Origin of the sequence: Pseudoalteromonas sp. SG44-5, assembly GCF_014164175.1 — a bacterium.
Taxonomy (GTDB): domain Bacteria; phylum Pseudomonadota; class Gammaproteobacteria; order Enterobacterales; family Alteromonadaceae; genus Pseudoalteromonas; species Pseudoalteromonas nigrifaciens.
This window is the reverse complement of the sequence record NZ_JACJES010000003.1, coordinates 415044-433230: the sequence shown is the minus strand read 5'-3', so window position 1 is coordinate 433230 and position 18187 is coordinate 415044. Positions and strand designations below refer to the sequence as shown.

Genomic DNA, 18187 nt, shown 5'->3' with positions numbered 1-18187 from the left:
CCTCATGAAGTTAATTTATTTATTGCCATTACTTGCGTTTACCTCGCCCATATTGGCTCAACAAAAAGCACTGCCAGCACCCCTTAAGTTAGTTACTGAGCAAGGCGGCGAAATAGTCAGCGAGTTTGCAGCGCCTGCCAACATGAAAGGCTATGTTGCCGACTTTAAAGGCCAAGTTATTACTTTATATATCACCGCCGACGAGCAATATTTATTTACCGGCCCTATGCTTGACGCCAATGGTAATAATGTAGGAGAGCAAGCGGCAAACGACTACGCTACAGGCCCTAAAGCACAAAAAGATTGGCAAACATTAGAGAGTAGCCATTGGATAGTTGATGGTTCAGCCTCGGCAAAGCGAGTAGTTTATACCTTCACTGATCCAAACTGCCCGTACTGCAGACAGTTTTGGCAAAATGCGCGTCCTTGGGTGGATGCGGGTGAGGTACAAATACGCCATATTTTAGTGGGTATTTTAAAAGCCGACAGCTTAGGCAAAGCGGCGGCTATTATGAGTGCAAGCAACCCTGAAGAAGTGTTAAAAAAGTTTGAAAACGATAATTTAGCGCGTACATTACAGCCGCTAAAAAATCCACCTGAGCACATAAATGCGCAATTAATGAAAAACCATCAAATAATGATGGGGGTTGGTGCCAGAGCCACCCCCGCTACTTTTTATCACGATGCTAATGGTGCGGTAAAAATGCAAATGGGGTTACCGCCTGCCTCATTAATGACTGAGATCCTCGGCCCACTGCCAAGTAAGCCAACCAAGTAAACAACCAACCAAGTACATAGTGTGCAACGTCAAGCCGGTAAAAGTTTTACCGGCTTTTTTATAAATAACGTTAAACATTGTTACACTTTGTTATTTACATAAGCTATTCAGTAAGTTATCGACTTTATTAATCGGCCATTAAGTTTGGCGCTGTAGACTTAGCAGCAATTTTTGACCCGCTATTGACCTTTATTGATAGCGCTGCCGCTAAGTATCAAAAGCGCATAAAACGGAACCGCACACTGTCATGAGTACTTGCAATAATCGCCCCTTTTCACTACCAGCATTAACATTTATAAAATCAGCGCTGTGTTTATCTGTTTTATCTGCCATAGGTAGCGCGTATGCGGCGCAACCAGCCCTCACCGCTAAAAATAATGCCGATATAGAAGTAATAGAAGTACGCGGTATTCGCTCCAGTATGGCCGAAAACCTCGACATTAAACGCATGTCTAGCTCAGTTGTTGATGCTATAACCGCAGAAGATATTGGTAAGTTTCCAGATAAAAACGTAGCCGACTCATTGCAACGTATACCAGGGGTAATGATTGAGCGTGATGGCGGCGAAGGCGCATCGGTAAGTATTCGTGGTTTGTCGTCTGAGCTTACTTTTACTCAGCTTAACGGTAATTTTATTGCCTCGTCACCAGGCGAGCCTTCGCGTTCGTTTGATTACACGCTACTTCCTTCAGCCATGATAGCCAGTGTTGAGGTATATAAATCGCCCGAAGCGCGTTTAGATGAAGGTGGTGTAGGCGGCACAGTATTAATGCATAGCCGTAAGCCGCTTAGCATGGAGGCAAACTCTGGAGTACTCAATGTTGAAGGTACTTACAGTGATGTAACGCAAAACAGTGAGCCACAATTAACCGGTTTATATTCTTGGAAAAACGATGCAGAAACGCTTGGTTTTTTAGTAGGATATACTCGCCAAGAGCGCACCAACCGTACCCTCTCTGGTGGCACCGATGCCAATGTGTGGCGCTACACAGGTGATGGCCAACCGGTAGATGTAAATGGTAATGCGGTCAATAACAATAATAGCTGGGATACAATTACCGATACCAATGGTAATAATTATGATGGCGTGTGGTTTCCACAAGTCGTGCGCGGCTCGGTACTTAATGAAAAACGTGAACGTGAAGGCATACAGTTTAGTACGCAGTGGCGTCCAACCAATCGTGTAGAAATAGGATTAAACTATTTTGGCTTTACGCTGGAGCAAAACAGAACTGAGTCGGTTATTGATATGCCAGAGTGGTCGTTAAATCCCGATTACCTAACCGATGTGAACTTGGATGAATCGGGCACGATTGTTAATGGTATGCAGTTTGATGCTACAGCGAGTGGCGCACAAGGTGACATGCAGTTTCCGTGGATGCGTGGCAGTTATGTTCGTGAGGAGTCGAGTTCAGATACCTTCGATTTTAATTTAACTTACGAAGGTGATGATTTTAAAGCGCGCTTTGTTGCGGGCAATACTCGCTCAAAAGGCGGCCCAGAAGAAAGTTGGGAGGCCGCCTATAAAAGCTCAAATGCCAGCGAAAACCCAACAACCATTGAAAACGCAGCGCAAAATGCTGGTTGGCAACTTAGTAAAAACGATGTAACCCTCAATATAGACCCAAATACACTGGCTAATTTACTCAGTGGCGTAGGCGGTGGGCGCGATCCGGGTTCATCAAACTCAAGCTTTGTACGCAGCGAGCTTGAAGAAAGTTACTACCAAGGCGATCTAGATTTTTACACCGATTGGGGTTTTTTAACAGCCATTAAAACCGGCGTAAAATACCGTGAAGCCACATTGCACCGCGAAACCGGTAATACCTTCTTTTTAGATCCTAGTTTTGATATTGCCGCCGGGGAAGCCAAAGAGGGCGGCATAACCCGCTTTGATAGTTACCAGTGGAATAACGGTATGCCGGCAGCGCAAGATGTTTTTATTAACCAAGGCAATATTGCAGGTGGCTTTAATATAAACCAAATGCCCAGTATTGATTGGGATAAATACCGCGATATGATTACCAGTAACTACGTGCCTTACACCCGTATGGAAGACAACTTTGTATACGATATAGAAGAAAAAATAGCGGCTTTTTATCTGCAAGGTGACTTTGAATTTAATCAAGTTAGAGGTAATTTAGGGGTACGGGTTGTACGCAGCAAAACCATGGGTGCTTCTACCGATTTATATACCTACTTTTTAGATCATACCAATGATGAAACAGGGGAGCCTGTTACCGGTGATGATCGCTCAGTCGAGGATTACCAACTTGTAGTGCAACAAAACACCGACACCCAAGTACTGCCTAGCTTTAACATTGCCTGGGATGCCACAGATGACTTAGTTATTCGTGGCGCGGTTGCTAAAGTAATGTCGCGCCCCGATTATGCTGATTTAGGCGCGCAGCAACGCATTAGTTATATTTCAGACGAGTGGGCACAAGACAGAGCCGATTTTAACGAGCAACCTGGCTTTAGTGGCAGTGGCGGTAATAAAAACTTAAAATCGTTTATATCGGTACAAGCCGATTTATCTATCGAATATTATTACGCTGAAGGCTCAGCAATTGGCTTAGCGCTATTTCATAAAAAAGTTGATAACTTTGTAGTGCCAGTGGTAATTAACGCCCAACAAAACTTTGCTGGTAAAGACGGTATTGTAGAGGCGGGTAATATAAATATTACTCCTTACAGCACAGTAGGTAATGGCACTAACGCGGTATCTAAAGGAGCCGAGGTGTTTTTGCAACATGCCTTTGATAGCGGCTTTGGTTTTTACGCTAACTACACCTATAACAAAACCAATAAAGCAGAAGTAACCGTAGATGGCGAAGCATTTGGACAATCGCCACTGATCGGCAGTGCTAAGTATCAATATAATACTTCGGTTTATTTTGAGGGTGATGATTTTAACATACGTGCCTCATACAATAAGCGCGGCGAAACGGTACTGGGCTTAAATAGTGGCTTAAACGTGTACCAAGACCCATATGATCAAGTTGATGTTAATGCCTCAATTAACTTATACGAAGGCCTTAGTTTTACCGCAGCAATTATAAATTTAACCAAGTCAGAGTCGGTTACCCGTTTAGGTAACGATAGTGACGCACGGTTACTAAACTCAAGCTACTCGGGCAGGCGTTATTACGCTGGGTTTAACTACAGCTTTTAAACTGCTCCCTAAAGCAACTTTTAATAAGCCGGCTTAAACATAAAGTTGGCTTATTATTTGTGTTTACCTTGTTTCTTAACGGTATGAATACTATGATGAATTTATAATTAAAATTGAGTAATCACCGCGAGTAACTAATATTGATAACCTATCAGCCTTTAATTAATGACTCTGCGTCCTTAATCGAATTTACCCGCATTTATTTAGCCGTTTTTTATACCTTTGTAGCGGGGTTCTACACCGTTAGAATACTCTATAAAAACAGCAATACACCATCGGGAGTAATTTTTACAGGGAAAAAATATTGCGCTAATTGGTGGAATCACTTCGTTTTTCGTTTTTTTAGAGCTGCTATTTGGTTGGTGTGTGTTGTAAGAGTATTTATACCTACAACCGATAACTACCTCGGAATTTTTGTGCCGTTAAATACATGGCCAGGCGTAATGCTAGGTAATGCTTTATTAACTGTTGGTTTTATATTAACTATGGTGGTGCATTTTAATATGGCATCACTTTGGCGTTCAGGAATAGACCCACAAGGGCCCGATGAGCTAAAAGTAAACGGCTTTTATGCATATTCTCGTAATCCTATGTATTTAGGCGTTGCTGCGGCGCAGTTAGGCTTTTTTTTAGCATTGCCGAGTGTGTTTAGCTTAGTGTGTTTACTGGTTGGGCTTACTGCGTTATATCGTCAGGTGTTGATTGAAGAGCAGCATTTAGTGAGCATATTTAACACCCAATATAAAAAATATAAAGAATTAGTACCACGTTGGTTATAGCGCTAAGGCTTAGCAATTATTAGGTTTAACATATAGTTCAATAAATGTTTTTTTAGCAATGGGTCTTGAAAATATATACCCCTGAATATAATCGCAATTGAGCTGTTCTAAAAGTGCGTATTGCTCTTGAGTTTCTACCCCCTCGGCAACCACTTTAACCTTTAAGTTATGGGCCATAGTAATAATAGCTTTAATGAGTGCAATGCTATTGTTATTGCTCTCTATGTCGTTAATAAATGAACGATCTATTTTAAGTATGCTTATAGGAAGCCGCTGTAAATAAGAAAGCGATGAATAACCAACGCCAAAATCATCAATAGCAATATCAATACCTATTGTATTTAAACGTTTAAATTGGCTTTGAATTGGCGAGTCAGGGATCATTAAGGTATTTTCGGTTACCTCAATTAAAATGGTGTGTGCGGCTAATTCATATTGCTTACTTGCCTCGACCCACAAGTCAACCCAGTTGCCGGCACGGTCAATTTCTAATGGTGAGGTATTAACACTAATTTGCATTGGTATTTCACATACGTCATTAAATTCTATGGTATCGCGTATTGCCTGTAATTTTACCCAGCGGCCAATATCACAAATTAAGCCATTTTTTTCAGCGATTGGTATAAAATCATCTGGGCCAATTAAGCCTCGTATTGGGTGGTTCCAACGTATTAATGCCTCTGCTTTTTGCACTGTTTCACCATCAATTGAAAAAATAGGTTGGTAGTAAAGCTCAAACTGCTCTTCTTTGAGGGCAACTCTGATTTCTTCTATTAAAAGCCGTTTTTCTATGGCTTGTTCTTCAATAATATACGAGAAAAACTCATAACGATTGCGCCCTTTACTTTTAGATAAGTACATAGCCTGATCAGCGCGTTTTACCAGTTCTTCAACAGTACAACCATCATCAGGGAAAAATGCGAGACCTATACTGGCGGTAATATAAATAGGCTCTTTTTTTATATGGATACATTGAATTAAACTGTTTTTTATTGTTTTAGCGATTTGTTGTGCAGTACTTAAATCGTCAACACCTTCTAAAATAAGTGTAAATTCGTCGCCTCCAAGGCGAGCCACCGTGTCGTTATTGCGCACACAACTTTTTAGTCGAGTTGCTACTTGATGTAACAATAAATCGCCGTAGTCATGGCCAAGGCTATCGTTTACTTCTTTAAAACCATCTAAATCAATCAAAATAAGCGTAAAGGTCATATTTTTAGTGTTTATTAAACTTTGTAGTTTTTCGTAAAAATAGCGCCTATTGGGTAGATCTGTGAGGCCATCTTGATATGCAAATTTGTGGAGTTGTATGTTGGCGCTTTCTAGCTCTTTTGTACGTAAGCTAACTTGTTTTTCTAAGGAGTTTTCTCGTTGCTCTATTGTATATAGCATATCGTTAAAACAAGCGGTAAGTTGGCCTACTTCATCTTCAGAGAGTTGTTTTGCGCGTAAACTATAGTCGTTCGATGTAGTTATTTTATTTGCGGTTTGCGCTAAGTATAAAATAGGGTTTAAAAAACGTCGTCTTAGTAATAACGACAAAAGTAGGCTAATTACAAAGGTAAAAATTATTAATATAATAATAAATTTAGTATAAAACTCGCCTCGATCATTTATGTAACTATTATTCGTGCGTATTTTTAGCTCACCATAATACTGTGAATCTAACGAAAGCGCTGTCGATACTTCAAAGCTGTGCTCAACCGCTTGGCTATGTGCTAACGCGGGCGCTATTGCAAGCTGCTTACCAAAGGCACTATTTACAACAACCGATACAATATCTGAACGAATAAGGATAGGGTTTATTAGTTCTTGTACTGCGTCGGTATCGTCAAACATGAGCGCGGTAGTAATATTGGGGGAGAGTACCTTTAACAGCGAATTTAGGCTTTTAGCTTGCTCTTCTTTAGCATTTGCCATTTCATATGCACTAAATACAATTGTTACTGTAGCAGTTGAAACTAAAGCAACGCTCATTAAAATAAAGAGCAATTTTTTATTCATTGTATTTAACTTAAATAGCTTTCTCATTTGTTATCCCTTAACAATGCGAGCAAGGCGTAGTACTTTTGAGCTCATAGCAATATCTGCTTCTTCGAGTTTTTGAGGGGCAATTTCAAAACGAACTTTACCACCAGCTAAAAAAAACCTAATTTGCCCACCGTTTTTAATAAAAGTTTCGGCTTCGCCTACGAGCATAATATTCTTATAAGATAGCTGTTGTGCACTTTGCCAATTTGCTGCTGTACTTGAAGTAATAAACAACATATGACAGCCATTAATTGATATTTGATCCAATGCTACATGTTTATTTTGAATGGGTTGTTCGTTTATTGAACGACCTTTTAAAGTCGTGCTTGCTGTATCTACAAAGTGTTTGTCGGGGCTGCATAAAGTGAAATACTCACGCTGGGAGAGCGAATTATGCCATTGGCTGAATCGTGCAAAATTATATAAAAAAGCAGCTTTCAATTGATACTCTTTTTCCATAGCATAACTACTTGTGCTCGGTAACAGCATTAGTGTTATTAAAAGGCTTTGGGGTAAATATCTTAATTTAAGCATTGTTTTAACTTAAAACGTCATGGCAATTGTAAGTGAAATACTTTTGTCTATATAAGTTGGTATTGTATACGCTTCGTTTGTGTTGTGAAATTCAAGGTGAGAGTCGGCAAATAAGTTTTTAGCCGATAGTTTGCCTAACCACTGTGAATTTATTTGCCAATTCCAGGTAAGATCCAGTGCAGTGTAGCTATTTGTACCGTATGCGCTAGAATTTTCTGATCGCAATACAGCAAGTATATTATGGCCATTTAGCGGGGTGTAATTGGCTTTAGCAAAAACTTGCCTATTTATTGAGTCATAGCCAATAGTGGGTATTGTATTTGGCGGTAAATCGTAAGTAAAATCGGTATAACTATAACCAAGCTCTGTATTAAGTGTATCAAGGGCTTGCCATGCAAATACAAGATCAAGCCCATCTGTTTTGGCTTCTGCAACAGCAACTAAATCTAAGTTAAGTTGGGTGGTTGTAAGTACTTGAGCTGCTTGTGTGAATTTTCCTGCTTGTAACAGTGCTTGCACCGGAAAAAATTGTGCTACTTGATCAGTCGGATCTGTACTAAAAACCACGACATCTTTTGCATCAGTACGATACGCTGAAAAATCGACAGACCAGTTTGCATCACTAAATCGATAGCCGAGCTCATAAGATAAATACTTTTCTGATTCTACCTTGTCATTGCCGTTTAAAAATGTTGCTACCCTATATTCATCGATTGCAGCAATCCCCGTTGTTGTTTGTAATATTTTGCTTGTTTCGGTTCCGCTTACTTTAAAGTTATAGTCATACTCCAAAAGTGCAGGAATACGTACACTGCGTGAAACAGCGCCCCATGCGAGGTGTTTTTTGGTCAGTTTATAAGTAAACCTTGCAGAGGGTTGGTTTTCCCAACCAGTTAAATCGTTATGATCGAGTTTGGTGCCAATAATTAAGGCGAGCTTTTCTGGAATTAAGTCATACTGAAGTTGTAAAAGGCCTCCATACTGTTTTAAATGCTCAATCCCTTTATCATAATTAAATAGTAAGCCCTCTTTTGATACAACATCGTTGTAACGGTAGCTTAACCCCCAATCTAACTGTAAAGAGTTGTGAATAAAGTTCATTTGATAATCTATATCTAAAGACTCAAAATCTTCTTTTAAATATATTTCGGTACCACGTTGTTTAAGCCACGATACTTGTAACATCTGATTCGCACTGGTAGATATTCTACTATCAATACGAGCCATTAAACGTGAATCGGTTCTTTTAAAGTTTTCGGTAAAAGCTATATTTCTATTTGTTTCATCAACAGGGGCACGTAAGTTTTGAGATAATTTAGAATGAGTTATATCGCCTTGAAATAATATGTTCCAGTTATTACTGGGTGTAAAGTCAGTTCGAAAACCAAGCGAATATTGTTTTTTAGTGTCATTGGCAGTAAGTATGTTATCTCGGTAAATACTTTCACGTCTAGAAGCTTGAGTATTATTTAAGTGGCCGTAAATACGGTAACTTCCATTTCTACTGATATCGTCGCCATAACGAAAATTAACGTCACTGTTTATTTGGCTACCAGTTGTAGCATCTGTATATCCGCCACGAGTATCAAGGCTATTTTTAGTGATTATGTTAATAACGCCATTATTAGCGTTACTTCCCCATAAGAGCCCGCCTTGTCCACGGATAACTTCTATGCGCTCAATATCGTATAGCGGAACATTAAGCGCTTCCCAATATACAGCTGCAAACTGCGGAGAGTATAAGCTTTGGCCATCAATCATTACCAACAACTTGCTTGAAAAACGAGATGCCACACCACGAGATGAAATAGCCCATTGATTGTTATCGAGTTGCCTTACAATAAGGCCGGGTACCATTTTAAGTGCTTCAGGAACAGACGTTGCTCCCGATTGGTTAATTTGTTCTTTATTTAAAACGTAAATAGATGACGCGGTATCGAAAGCCGATTGTGCTCTTTTCATTGCAGAGGTGGTTTGAACATCCATACCCATTAGAGTGTCAAGTTCTAGGTCGCTGTTATTAAATGTTTGGGCCGCTAAAAGCGGAGTAATGAAAAGTGTTATTAATAAAAATCGTTGTAAAATAATCACCTAGGCGGCTCCCGCACTAATTAAAAACAGTCATTGGTTTTATAAAAACACACATTAACACATAAAATTAACATGTGTGACTGGCTAAAGCATCCTTTATGCTACTCAAAAGCATAGATGTTATTTTGTAGTAGGCAACTTTTTATATTTAAGCATATAGCCTGCCCGAGCAATTATAGAAAAAACATTTATTATTGTGTGTTAAGAGTAGTTACTATTAAGATCATAAGCTTAGTATTAGATTATGAGGTTAGTCTTATTTTTAATGTCTTATTTATAAAACGAGCGAGTAAAAATTAACTTTATTTAACAATAAATAAAATGTAACTTTTGTGTATACCGAATACTTAACTGGCTTCACCTTGCTTTAGAGGCAAACAAAGTATGATAAAGAATGAGTTAATAGAACTAGAAGAAGTACTTGATTTAATGCTTGATGCTGTGTGCGTGGTAAATAAAGTAGGTACGTTTGTATTTGTAAGTGCCGCGTTTGAACAAATATTTGGTTATAAAGCTGCCGAAGTAGTAGGCAAGCCTATGATTGATTACGTTTATAAAGGCGATCATAATAAAACTTATAATGCCGTTGCTTCACTTTTGTCGGGCGAAACAACTCATTCACGGTTCGAAAACCGCTGGGTTCGTAAAGACGGTCAAATAATACATATTTTGTGGTCAGTGTGCTGGTCATCAGATCACCAAGTAAGAATTGCAGTTGCTCACGATATTACTGAGCGAAAAAAAATGGAAGAGCAGCTTTATTATATGGCTGGCCACGATGGGCTTACAGGTTTACCAAATCGCTCATTACTAATGGACAGGTTACAGGCTGCAATAATAAAAGCAGAAAGAGAAAATACACTATTTTCGATATTATTTATTGATATTAATGGCTTTAAAGCTATTAATGATACGTATGGCCACCTTATGGGTGATAAGTTACTGCAACACATAGCACAGCGGCTTTTAAGCGTAGTAAGAGAATACGATACAGTAGGGCGCTTAGGCGGAGATGAGTTTTTGATTGTGCTAGAGGGCTTAAGTAGCGCTGGCGATACCACGGCCGTTAAAAGAAAAATAATTGGGCAGTTCCAACAGCCATTTAAACTAGATGAGCTATCATTAAATGTATCTCCGAGTATTGGAATTGCAAATTACCCCACCCATGGAGAAACAGACCATCAATTAATAAAACACGCAGATCAAGCCATGTATAAAATCAAAAGAATGAGTGCCAATAGCATAGATTACCCAACTTAAAATTAAACGCTCAAATAATAAAAAAAGCAGGCCAGTTAGGTAAGTTAAGTATTTTATGTTACATAACTTGGATTCAAATAGTAAGTGCAGAGGTTAGCAATTAATACGTTATATATTACAGGCGCGGGCGTTAGCGCAGCCAGCGGTATTCCTACCTTTAGAGGTGAAGATGGTTATTGGACTATTGGTAGTAAAAATTATACACCAATGCAAATGGCCACACGCGCTATGTATCAAAACGCTCCTAAAGAGTTTTTAGCTTGGTATTATCACAGGTTTGCAACGTATAGAAACCACGGCCCTAACGACGTACATTATTGGCTAAAAGATAAAAACCTAATAACGCAAAATATAGATGGGCTTGATGGTAAAGCAGGAAATAAAAACTATATTGCAGTTCATGGCAGGTTAGATCAAATGACCCTGTTTCATCAGCAAGGCGAAAACGTAGAAACGGTGATTACCCCTTGGGATAAGGTAGATGAGGCTCATTTACACAACTCATTATTTGAGGTGTTTAATATTCAAAACCAAGCGCCAGTGCTTAATCACTCTTTTAAACCGTTTGTATTATTATTTGATGAATACTACACCGAGTTATATAAAATTAGCGAAGCACAACAACGCATGGTCAATGCCGATAAAATTGTATTTATGGGTACATCGTTTAGCGTTAACATTACCCAAATGGCGCTGGAAATAGCCCGCGAATACAATATTGCGTTAGAAGTTGTAGATCCACACCCAGCACATATTTTACATCCAAATGTAAGTTATAAAAAAATGACCGCGCTTGAATATATTCAGAGTAATTAAAGTTTTAAACCGAGTGTTAGCTCCTTATAAAAACAGCAAGATTATAATAATAAAGAGATATAAATGAGTGACTTAACTGAAATAGCTAATCTATCAATATTATTGGTCGAGCCTTCAGAAGTGCAGCAAAAACTGATCATAAAATCATTAATACAAAGTGGTGTAAAACAAATAGAAACCGCCACTACACAAACCCAAGCTTTAACCCTGCTTGCAAATTACCAACCAGATTTAGTTATTAGCAGTATGTACTTAGCTGACGGCACCGCCGATTCACTGCTACAAAACATTAGATCGAACCCGCGCACAGAGCACCAAGCATTTATGTTGGTATCGAGCGAGCGTAATAAAAAGTATCTTGAGCAATTAAGGCAATCGGGCGTGTTAGCTATTTTACCTAAACCCTTTACCAGCGAAGCCATTACCCGAGCGCTTAAAGCTACCTTAGATATAATTAGCGAACAAGAAGTAGAGCTTGAACACTTTGATGTTACTTTGCTGCGCGTATTAGTGGTTGACGATAGCCGCTTTGCTCGTAAACATATTATTCGGGTGCTTGCTGGTATGGGAATACCTGCGCCGGTAGAGGCTGAGAATGGCAAACAAGCAATTGAGCAGCTAAACGAGCAAGCGTTTGACTTAATAGTAACCGATTACAATATGCCGGAAATGGATGGCCGAGAGCTAACAGCAGCGGTTAGAGGCTCAAATAGCTATTCTCATATTCCTATTTTAATGGTGAGCTCAGAAGCCAATGAAACCCACCTAGCAAACATCTCTCAAGCCGGAGTGGATGCCATATGCGACAAACCGTTTGAACCAGCAACAGTGAGAGATTTACTATTTAAAATAATGTCTTAACAAGTTTAAGCAAGTACTCGAAGAAATAGCAGTATTTTAAGTTATTATCCGGAGCTCAGGTTTATTACTTTACCCCTAATATTTAGGGTATAAAGCAATAAAGAGACAATTTTATTTTTGCTATTTATATACTAAAGTATAAAGGTTAGTAACTCCTGACTACTTTAGCTAAGGACACATTATGTCTGATCCCGATATCAATAATCTCAATAGTAAAGACGCTGCTGGTGAGCAAATAGAGGCAATTGTTGCAGCAAAAAAAATGGCTATAGATGAAATTCTCAAAGAAAAAAGAATTGCAATTGCAGAGATCAGAGCTGAAATGGACTTAGCTATAGATGAAATACTCTGTGAGTCGGACAACCCTGAAGAAGGGCTTAAAGTTAATGATATGGCCGAAGCAGTTAAAAGAAAACGCAAAAAAGGCAAAAGAGACAGTGATAGAAGAGTGCGCGATGCTGATTACGACAGCCATGAGAAAAAGCACCGTGAAACATAAAATTAATAGTACCAGCGTTGGTTATTGTAATGGTTCAATGGTGAGTTAATTACCCAGATCACCTTATACATGCAACATTACTTATGCAAAAGGCCAATTTTATTGGCCTTTTGCATACTTATTACCAGAATTAAAGCTAGGCTAAAGAGTGGGTGGCAGAGTTAATTAACCTGCTCTTGGGTTAATGGCATTAAACATAATTAGTTGGCTCACTGGTAGAAAACATTAAATAATAATCTTACAGCTGCCCTAACCTGTAAATAAGCAATGCGGTTTTTTTTATGTTTTTATCAAGGCTAGTTAAATCGGCAGTTTCGTTTTTAGTGTGCGCGCCACTGCCCATTAAGCCCAAGCCATCAAGCGCCATATTAACATGGCTTGCGGCAAACGAAATATCTGCAGCGCCTGCATTGCGTGGATTGGCTGCCACTACTTTGTTGTAACCTAAATCGTGGCTCGCATCGCTGTATAATGCTAATAGCTTTTTATTGCCATCGGTTAATGCCATTGGCGGGTAGCCGTCTTCAAAAATAAGCTCTGCTTTACTGCCATTTAAACTATTACTAGCTATGAGTTGCATTGACCTTTTTGCGTTTTCTAATTGTTTTGGTGAAAGTGCGCGTAAATCGCCTGCTATATGTACGGTTTGTGCTATTACATTACTTTTACCAAACGCAGTTGCTGACGAATTAGCGCTGTCGTAGTCGGCATTTGTGCCACCCACAATAAGCCCTGGGTTAAAAGTTAAATTAGGTTGTGTGGCAAGTTGTTCTCTAAAGCTATTTAAAATACGCGATGCTTCGTAAATAGCGCCATAGCCTACATTATCACTAAATATTTGCGACGAATGCGCCGCTGCAGCACTTATGTTTAGCGTCCAGCCGGTATAACCACGGCGCGCCGCCATGGCGGTTTTAATATTGTTATCGCCATTTTCAAAGCCTAAAGCAACGTCTGCCCACATTGCCGCATCAACAATGGCTTGTTTAGATAAGCTAAGCGGACGACCGCTGCTTTCTTCATCGCCAGTGAGTATTACTTTTATGCTTACATTTTCAAGTAAGTTAAGCGCTTGCAAGCTTTTAAGTGCGGTAATTATTATCGTGTTACCGCCTTTCATATCGGCAACGCCTGGGCCACTGGCTGTATCGGCATCAAGCTGTTTGTAGGTTGTAAAATCATCGTGTTTGGCAAAGACTGTATCTAGATGGCCGATCATCAGTATTTTTATTGCATCGGGGTTTTTACTCTCAAAGGTAGCCAATACATGCCCTGCGCGGTTAAACGCACTGCCATCCAGCCATTCTACTTTAAAACCAATAGCTTTAAGCTGCTCGCTTGTCAGCGCGCCTACTTTTTTTACACCTGCAATATTAAGCGAACCGCTATTAATATTTACAGCTTGCTCTATTTCTTTAAGTGCTTGGGGAATGTTTTTATCGACCTGTTTTACTATTTCACGCTCGTTTTTATCAAGCGCAGCATGACTTATAAGCGGTAAGGTACTAGCAAGTGTGAGTATTAGTGCATGGCTAAATTTTAAAAATGACATAACAGCATAATAAGTGAGAAATAAGAGTATTTAATATGAAGTAAAATTAATTAGGATTCAATAGGAGTAGATTGTGATTTTTAACTAATTTTATAAGCAATAACGAGTTACAAGTTTAAGAGTTATAGGGTGAACGCGTTATTGGTTTAAACACAGGTATTTAAATATAACCACTTAATTAATAATCAACGGGTATAACTAATCAGCTATACGTCTGATATTACTGAACTCCACCATTTTGTTTTTTTGCTGTATTTAGAAAAGGCAAGGCGAAGCTAACTAACTGTTTACAGTTGTTTATTTTATAGCTAGGATAAAATAATTGTAATACAGGTGCATTTGTCGGTTTGTAAAACGAAAAAATATCGTAGACAAAATTATTAGCCTTAAGAAGGTAAATCATGGCTGAATCTGAAGAGGAACGCGAAAAAAGAAACTTGAGAGAGCTTGAAGGTAAAAACGTAGCTTTTTATTCAACTCTCTTATCTGCTTGGATTCAAACGAGGATGGAACGAGATAAGACCCTTATAACCTTATCATCAGCAGCAATAGCTCTACTTGTTACAATACTGACTACTATTGGTATCAATCAAATTTATACATTATTTTTTTGTGTTGTTGCATTTTTGTGTTTTGGTTTATGTGTTGGTACCTCACTCCACATATATCAGTTAAATTCAATTCACTTAGAAAATGAGTTGGGAAGTGAGAACAAAGATATTAAGTTAGAGAAATATGACAAGGTTCCATCTATATTTTTCTTATTTGGCGTATTTTTTCTTTGCAGTTTCGGTGTTTCCTCTGCAAATTTAAGTTTCTTGAAAACGGAGAGTTTAAAAGTGAACAATCAAAATAACATACAAATCAATACTGTAGAAAAGGAAGACAAAAGTCTCGGTGGGATAGGTAGATTAAAGCCTAAAGAACCAGCAAATAAACCCCAGGAAAATGAAACTCCAGCAAACGATAAAAAGTAAGGCTAACAAACAAATAATGGCCGACGCGCAAAGAGCGCGCGGCGTATATTCGAAGCGTTAGGCACTAGGAAGCTATGAACCGTACTTTACTTACTTTCATTATATTAACTGTGTTCGCTTTTTTATCAGTGCTGCTCCCCTATGCCTGTACATTTAGCACTCACATTTCTGATAATAGCCAAGATTGGGCGAATTTCGGAACATATGTCGGTGGAGCACTTTCTCCAATAATCGCAACACTAGCATTATTCGGATTGGGTTTGACAATTTATCAGGGAAAGCAACAGCAACAACTAAGTAGTTTAGAAACAGCAATCAGGAATATAGAGAGTGATTTTGAAGCTTGTCTTGTTAAAACAAAAATTAGTGTTAATGATTACGCATGTAATAGTTACGATGTTTTAATGTCGCTGGCTTTTCCAGAGTGGGATAAAGTAATTCCAAATAAAAATTCCATAGATTTAAAGACAGAGTATTCCTACTTCAGTGATGAAATTCGCTTGTTTGAAACTTTTGGTGTTGCAGCTGGCCACCTAAATCAGCTTAGATTGTACGTCAACAAACATCACGAGTTATCTAAAACAAATGTTTTGTCTAAGTATTATTCTCGTAAATATAAAACAGCGAATCTTCGCCTTATTGCTACAGGGTACTTAGTATCTGAAAAGGCATGGGAAGGTGCCTAACAAATCAAGTAAGTGGAACAATAACATGTAGGATCATATCACTCCGTTCCGTATTATAGTCCACGTGTTATTGCCTTTTTTAAGGGCTTTATATTGCATCCAGAGTTAGTTTTAGCATGGAGCCTAAATTTGAAAGTTATACCTAAATAGAATTACTCGATGAACGCAAGTGTATTGACCGAGATGCTTATCCCGATCGTTTCTAAAAGTTTTGAGTAACTTGAGACAACTTCTCCATCATTCTATCCAGGCGGTATTTAGAATTAACAACCATTAGGTTTAACACTATTAGCATTAAACCTGACAGCCCGAACTCAACCAATCAACGTTTAATTAGTCGGCATTAAATAAATCTCGCGTACGCTGTTGCGCTGGTTTGCTTCAATAGCAAACAATACCGCGTCGGCTACATCTTGCGGGTCGAGTTTGTCGGGTTTAGCTTCATCAAAAAACGGGGTGTTTACCATGCCAGGGGCTATGGTGGTACAGCGGCCATTCCACTCGCTCATTTCTTGTGCTAAGTTTTGTCCAAAGCCATAAGCAAACCATTTAGTTGCACCGTAAATAGAGCCGCCAATTGGCTTACGGCCAGCAGCGGAGCTGGTTAAAATGAAGTGTCCGGTGGTTTTGCGTAAATGCGGCAGTGTTAATTTTGCGCTCCACAATAGGGCTTTAATGTTTATATCGATCATGGTTGACCATTCATCCGGGTCGCCTTTTTCGGTGCCAGCAGTTGAAACGCCCATACCTGCGTTAGCAAAGGCTACATCTAATCGGCCAAACTTTTCAATGCCTTTAGTAACTACGTTTTCAAGTGCGGTAAAGTCGGTGGCATCTGCGGCTACGCTCAGTGCGTTATCTGATCCTAGCTCGGCAACAAGTTGGTTAAGTTGCTCTTCTCTACGGGCGGTTAATATAACTTTATGACCGTTGTTTACTAAGGTTTTTGCCGTTGCTTCACCAATGCCACTAGAAGCGCCGGTTATGAGTACTATTTTCTCTTTTGCCATGGTTTTTTCCTTGTTAAAAAATGAATAAAGGCGCAGCTCAATGTGCGCCATGCAGCTATTGTGCTATGTCAAAACTGACTGATAAATCTTCAGTTTGCGTTAGACTAATTTGTTTCAGTTGATAAACATTAAAATCAGCATCTACTTGCTCTGCATCGTCTATGTGCGCGCTACACGTATAACCAAGTTGGTAGTCGCCTGGTGTTATGAATGCGAGTTCAAATTCGTATTCATTATCGTCCGCATCAAATACAACATTGGCAGTCGCCAACGGTGCGTTATCAGGCGTTTGGTCATCTATTTCATGCATATCTGTAGGGGTTTGTGCTTGCGCAGAATAAAGGTAAACAGCATGACCAAATGATGAATCATCAGCGGCAAGAGCAATGTTATCAGTCTCGCAATTGTTTATAAGTGTTTGGCTTACAGTGCCTTCAATATCTTGTGATTCAGAAAGGTTTTGTAAACGCACGCCGCGAGGTTTTAAAAATATTTCGTCATTATTTTGTGGATCAACTAACGATTTTTTTAAATCAAACTCTAATACAAACTCGTTGTCGGTTTGATTGAGTGTAAAGCCATCTAGCTGAATTTCACCCACGCCATCGTTACCTTTTCTTTTTACGATAAGCGGTGCAATGCTGCCGTCTTCATAAACTACGTGAGATGTTAAGCTAAGGTTGTTCGTGTCGCCGTTTATCACTTGTGCGCGGATCCACGAATAATCCCCAGCGGGGACTTCTTGATCGTCAAGTAATTGAAAAATATCGTCGCCCGTATAGTCTAGTAAATTGACCATTTGCGCTAAGGTGGAATCGTTTTTAGAGCGAGTTGCAAAGCTAACTTCTTCACCTGCTTGGGCTTTAATTGTTATTGAATCAAACACCACGTTAACTTGTTTTAAACCAGTGACTGGTGCGTCGGAAATGCCTAAACTAAAAGTGGTTTTATCACTTGCTTGCGGTGGGGTTGTTTCAGCCTCGTCATTTGATGAGCCACAGCCTGCTAAGGCAAAAATAATAGCGCTACTTAATATTGTTGATTTAAAGTTCATGCTTGTTTCCTTTTATTTGATTTGTTAAGTGTATGTATTTAACCCTTAACCTAAATTGAATTAAAAATATGAAGAGTTAGAACT

General features: G+C 39.1%; 15 protein-coding genes. 9 read left to right on the top strand and 6 right to left on the bottom strand.

The genetic code is table 11. The features are described from left to right. Positions 1-4 precede the first annotated feature (4 nt). The 3 genes from dsbG (at position 5) to H5079_RS06490 (ending at position 4732) form a co-directional block, all read left to right on the top strand. Entirely contained in the window at positions 5-778 is a 774-nt protein-coding gene (dsbG, locus tag H5079_RS06500; protein ID WP_182683747.1) for a thiol:disulfide interchange protein DsbG, read from the top strand. Positions 779-1025: 247 nt separating this feature from the next. After that, positions 1026-3953: a TonB-dependent receptor gene (locus H5079_RS06495; RefSeq protein WP_182683746.1), complete on the top strand. Its 2928-nt coding sequence runs from the start codon at positions 1026-1028 to the stop codon at positions 3951-3953. A 143-nt stretch (positions 3954-4096) separates the two neighbouring features. Then, on the top strand, positions 4097-4732 hold the full coding sequence (locus H5079_RS06490) for an isoprenylcysteine carboxylmethyltransferase family protein (protein WP_182683777.1): 636 nt from the start codon (positions 4097-4099) through the stop codon (positions 4730-4732). Positions 4733-4741: 9 nt separating this feature from the next. Here the strand turns inward: H5079_RS06490 and H5079_RS06485 are convergent, their stop codons facing one another. The 3 genes from H5079_RS06485 to H5079_RS06475 form a co-directional block, all read right to left on the bottom strand. Further along, positions 4742-6763 carry an EAL domain-containing protein gene (locus tag H5079_RS06485; protein WP_182683745.1) on the bottom strand — a complete coding sequence of 674 codons (2022 nt, stop codon included), beginning with the start codon at positions 6761-6763 and terminating at the stop codon, positions 4742-4744. 3 nt (positions 6764-6766) lie between these two features. Next, on the bottom strand, positions 6767-7222 hold the full coding sequence (locus tag H5079_RS06480; RefSeq protein WP_259398051.1) for a YfiR family protein: 456 nt from the start codon (positions 7220-7222) through the stop codon (positions 6767-6769). A gap of 84 nt (positions 7223-7306) precedes the next feature. After that, entirely contained in the window at positions 7307-9388 is a 2082-nt protein-coding gene (locus tag H5079_RS06475; RefSeq protein WP_310736332.1) for a TonB-dependent receptor domain-containing protein, read from the bottom strand. A gap of 384 nt (positions 9389-9772) precedes the next feature. Here H5079_RS06475 and H5079_RS06470 point away from each other — a divergent pair, with 384 nt between their 5' ends. The 4 genes from H5079_RS06470 to H5079_RS06455 all read left to right on the top strand — a co-directional run bounded on the left by H5079_RS06470 (position 9773) and on the right by H5079_RS06455 (position 12824). After that, positions 9773-10648, top strand: coding sequence for a sensor domain-containing diguanylate cyclase (locus H5079_RS06470; protein WP_182683743.1), 876 nt, complete (start codon positions 9773-9775; stop codon positions 10646-10648). A 99-nt stretch (positions 10649-10747) separates the two neighbouring features. Then, positions 10748-11464 (top strand): Sir2 family NAD-dependent protein deacetylase, encoded by a 717-nt coding sequence (locus H5079_RS06465; protein WP_182683775.1) that lies wholly within the window; start codon positions 10748-10750, stop codon positions 11462-11464. Positions 11465-11527: 63 nt separating this feature from the next. Beyond that, positions 11528-12325, top strand: coding sequence for a response regulator (locus tag H5079_RS06460; protein WP_182683742.1), 798 nt, complete (start codon positions 11528-11530; stop codon positions 12323-12325). A gap of 181 nt (positions 12326-12506) precedes the next feature. Further along, the gene (locus H5079_RS06455) at positions 12507-12824 is read left to right on the top strand and encodes a hypothetical protein (RefSeq protein WP_182683741.1); all 318 of its coding nucleotides are present in this window, start codon (positions 12507-12509) and stop codon (positions 12822-12824) included. Between the two features lie 238 nt (positions 12825-13062). On the opposite strand, the gene H5079_RS06450 is transcribed toward H5079_RS06455, so the two are convergent. Further along, the gene (locus tag H5079_RS06450; protein ID WP_182683740.1) at positions 13063-14376 is read right to left on the bottom strand and encodes a M20/M25/M40 family metallo-hydrolase; all 1314 of its coding nucleotides are present in this window, start codon (positions 14374-14376) and stop codon (positions 13063-13065) included. A gap of 401 nt (positions 14377-14777) precedes the next feature. On the opposite strand from H5079_RS06450, the gene H5079_RS06445 reads away from it, so the two are divergent. Together H5079_RS06445 and H5079_RS06440 are read left to right on the top strand one after the other, a co-directional pair. Further along, positions 14778-15353 carry a hypothetical protein gene (locus tag H5079_RS06445; protein WP_182683739.1) on the top strand — a complete coding sequence of 192 codons (576 nt, stop codon included), beginning with the start codon at positions 14778-14780 and terminating at the stop codon, positions 15351-15353. Between the two features lie 74 nt (positions 15354-15427). Beyond that, positions 15428-16039, top strand: coding sequence for a hypothetical protein (locus H5079_RS06440; RefSeq protein ID WP_182683738.1), 612 nt, complete (start codon positions 15428-15430; stop codon positions 16037-16039). 329 nt (positions 16040-16368) lie between these two features. Here H5079_RS06440 and H5079_RS06435 read toward each other — a convergent pair whose 3' ends face one another. Continuing rightward, positions 16369-17049: an SDR family oxidoreductase gene (locus H5079_RS06435; RefSeq protein ID WP_182683737.1), complete on the bottom strand. Its 681-nt coding sequence runs from the start codon at positions 17047-17049 to the stop codon at positions 16369-16371. Between the two features lie 55 nt (positions 17050-17104). Further along, on the bottom strand, positions 17105-18103 hold the full coding sequence (locus H5079_RS06430; RefSeq protein WP_182683736.1) for a DUF4382 domain-containing protein: 999 nt from the start codon (positions 18101-18103) through the stop codon (positions 17105-17107). Between the last annotated feature and the right edge of the window lie 84 nt (positions 18104-18187).

Bases quoted from the DNA above. Each gene is read 5' to 3' on its own strand.
- dsbG (WP_182683747.1), top strand. From the start codon at position 5: ATGAAGTTAATTTATTTATTGCCATTACTTGCGTTTACCTCGCCCATA.
- H5079_RS06450 (WP_182683740.1), bottom strand. From the start codon at position 14,376: ATGTCATTTTTAAAATTTAGCCATGCACTAATACTCACACTTGCTAGT.
- H5079_RS06485 (WP_182683745.1), bottom strand. From the start codon at position 6,763: ATGAGAAAGCTATTTAAGTTAAATACAATGAATAAAAAATTGCTCTTT.
- H5079_RS06435 (WP_182683737.1), bottom strand. From the start codon at position 17,049: ATGGCAAAAGAGAAAATAGTACTCATAACCGGCGCTTCTAGTGGCATT.
- H5079_RS06470 (WP_182683743.1), top strand. From the start codon at position 9,773: ATGATAAAGAATGAGTTAATAGAACTAGAAGAAGTACTTGATTTAATG.
- H5079_RS06440 (WP_182683738.1), top strand. From the start codon at position 15,428: ATGAACCGTACTTTACTTACTTTCATTATATTAACTGTGTTCGCTTTT.
- H5079_RS06480 (WP_259398051.1), bottom strand. From the start codon at position 7,222: ATGGAAAAAGAGTATCAATTGAAAGCTGCTTTTTTATATAATTTTGCA.
- H5079_RS06495 (WP_182683746.1), top strand. From the start codon at position 1,026: ATGAGTACTTGCAATAATCGCCCCTTTTCACTACCAGCATTAACATTT.
- H5079_RS06460 (WP_182683742.1), top strand. From the start codon at position 11,528: ATGAGTGACTTAACTGAAATAGCTAATCTATCAATATTATTGGTCGAG.
- H5079_RS06430 (WP_182683736.1), bottom strand. From the start codon at position 18,103: ATGAACTTTAAATCAACAATATTAAGTAGCGCTATTATTTTTGCCTTA.
- H5079_RS06445 (WP_182683739.1), top strand. From the start codon at position 14,778: ATGGCTGAATCTGAAGAGGAACGCGAAAAAAGAAACTTGAGAGAGCTT.
- H5079_RS06455 (WP_182683741.1), top strand. From the start codon at position 12,507: ATGTCTGATCCCGATATCAATAATCTCAATAGTAAAGACGCTGCTGGT.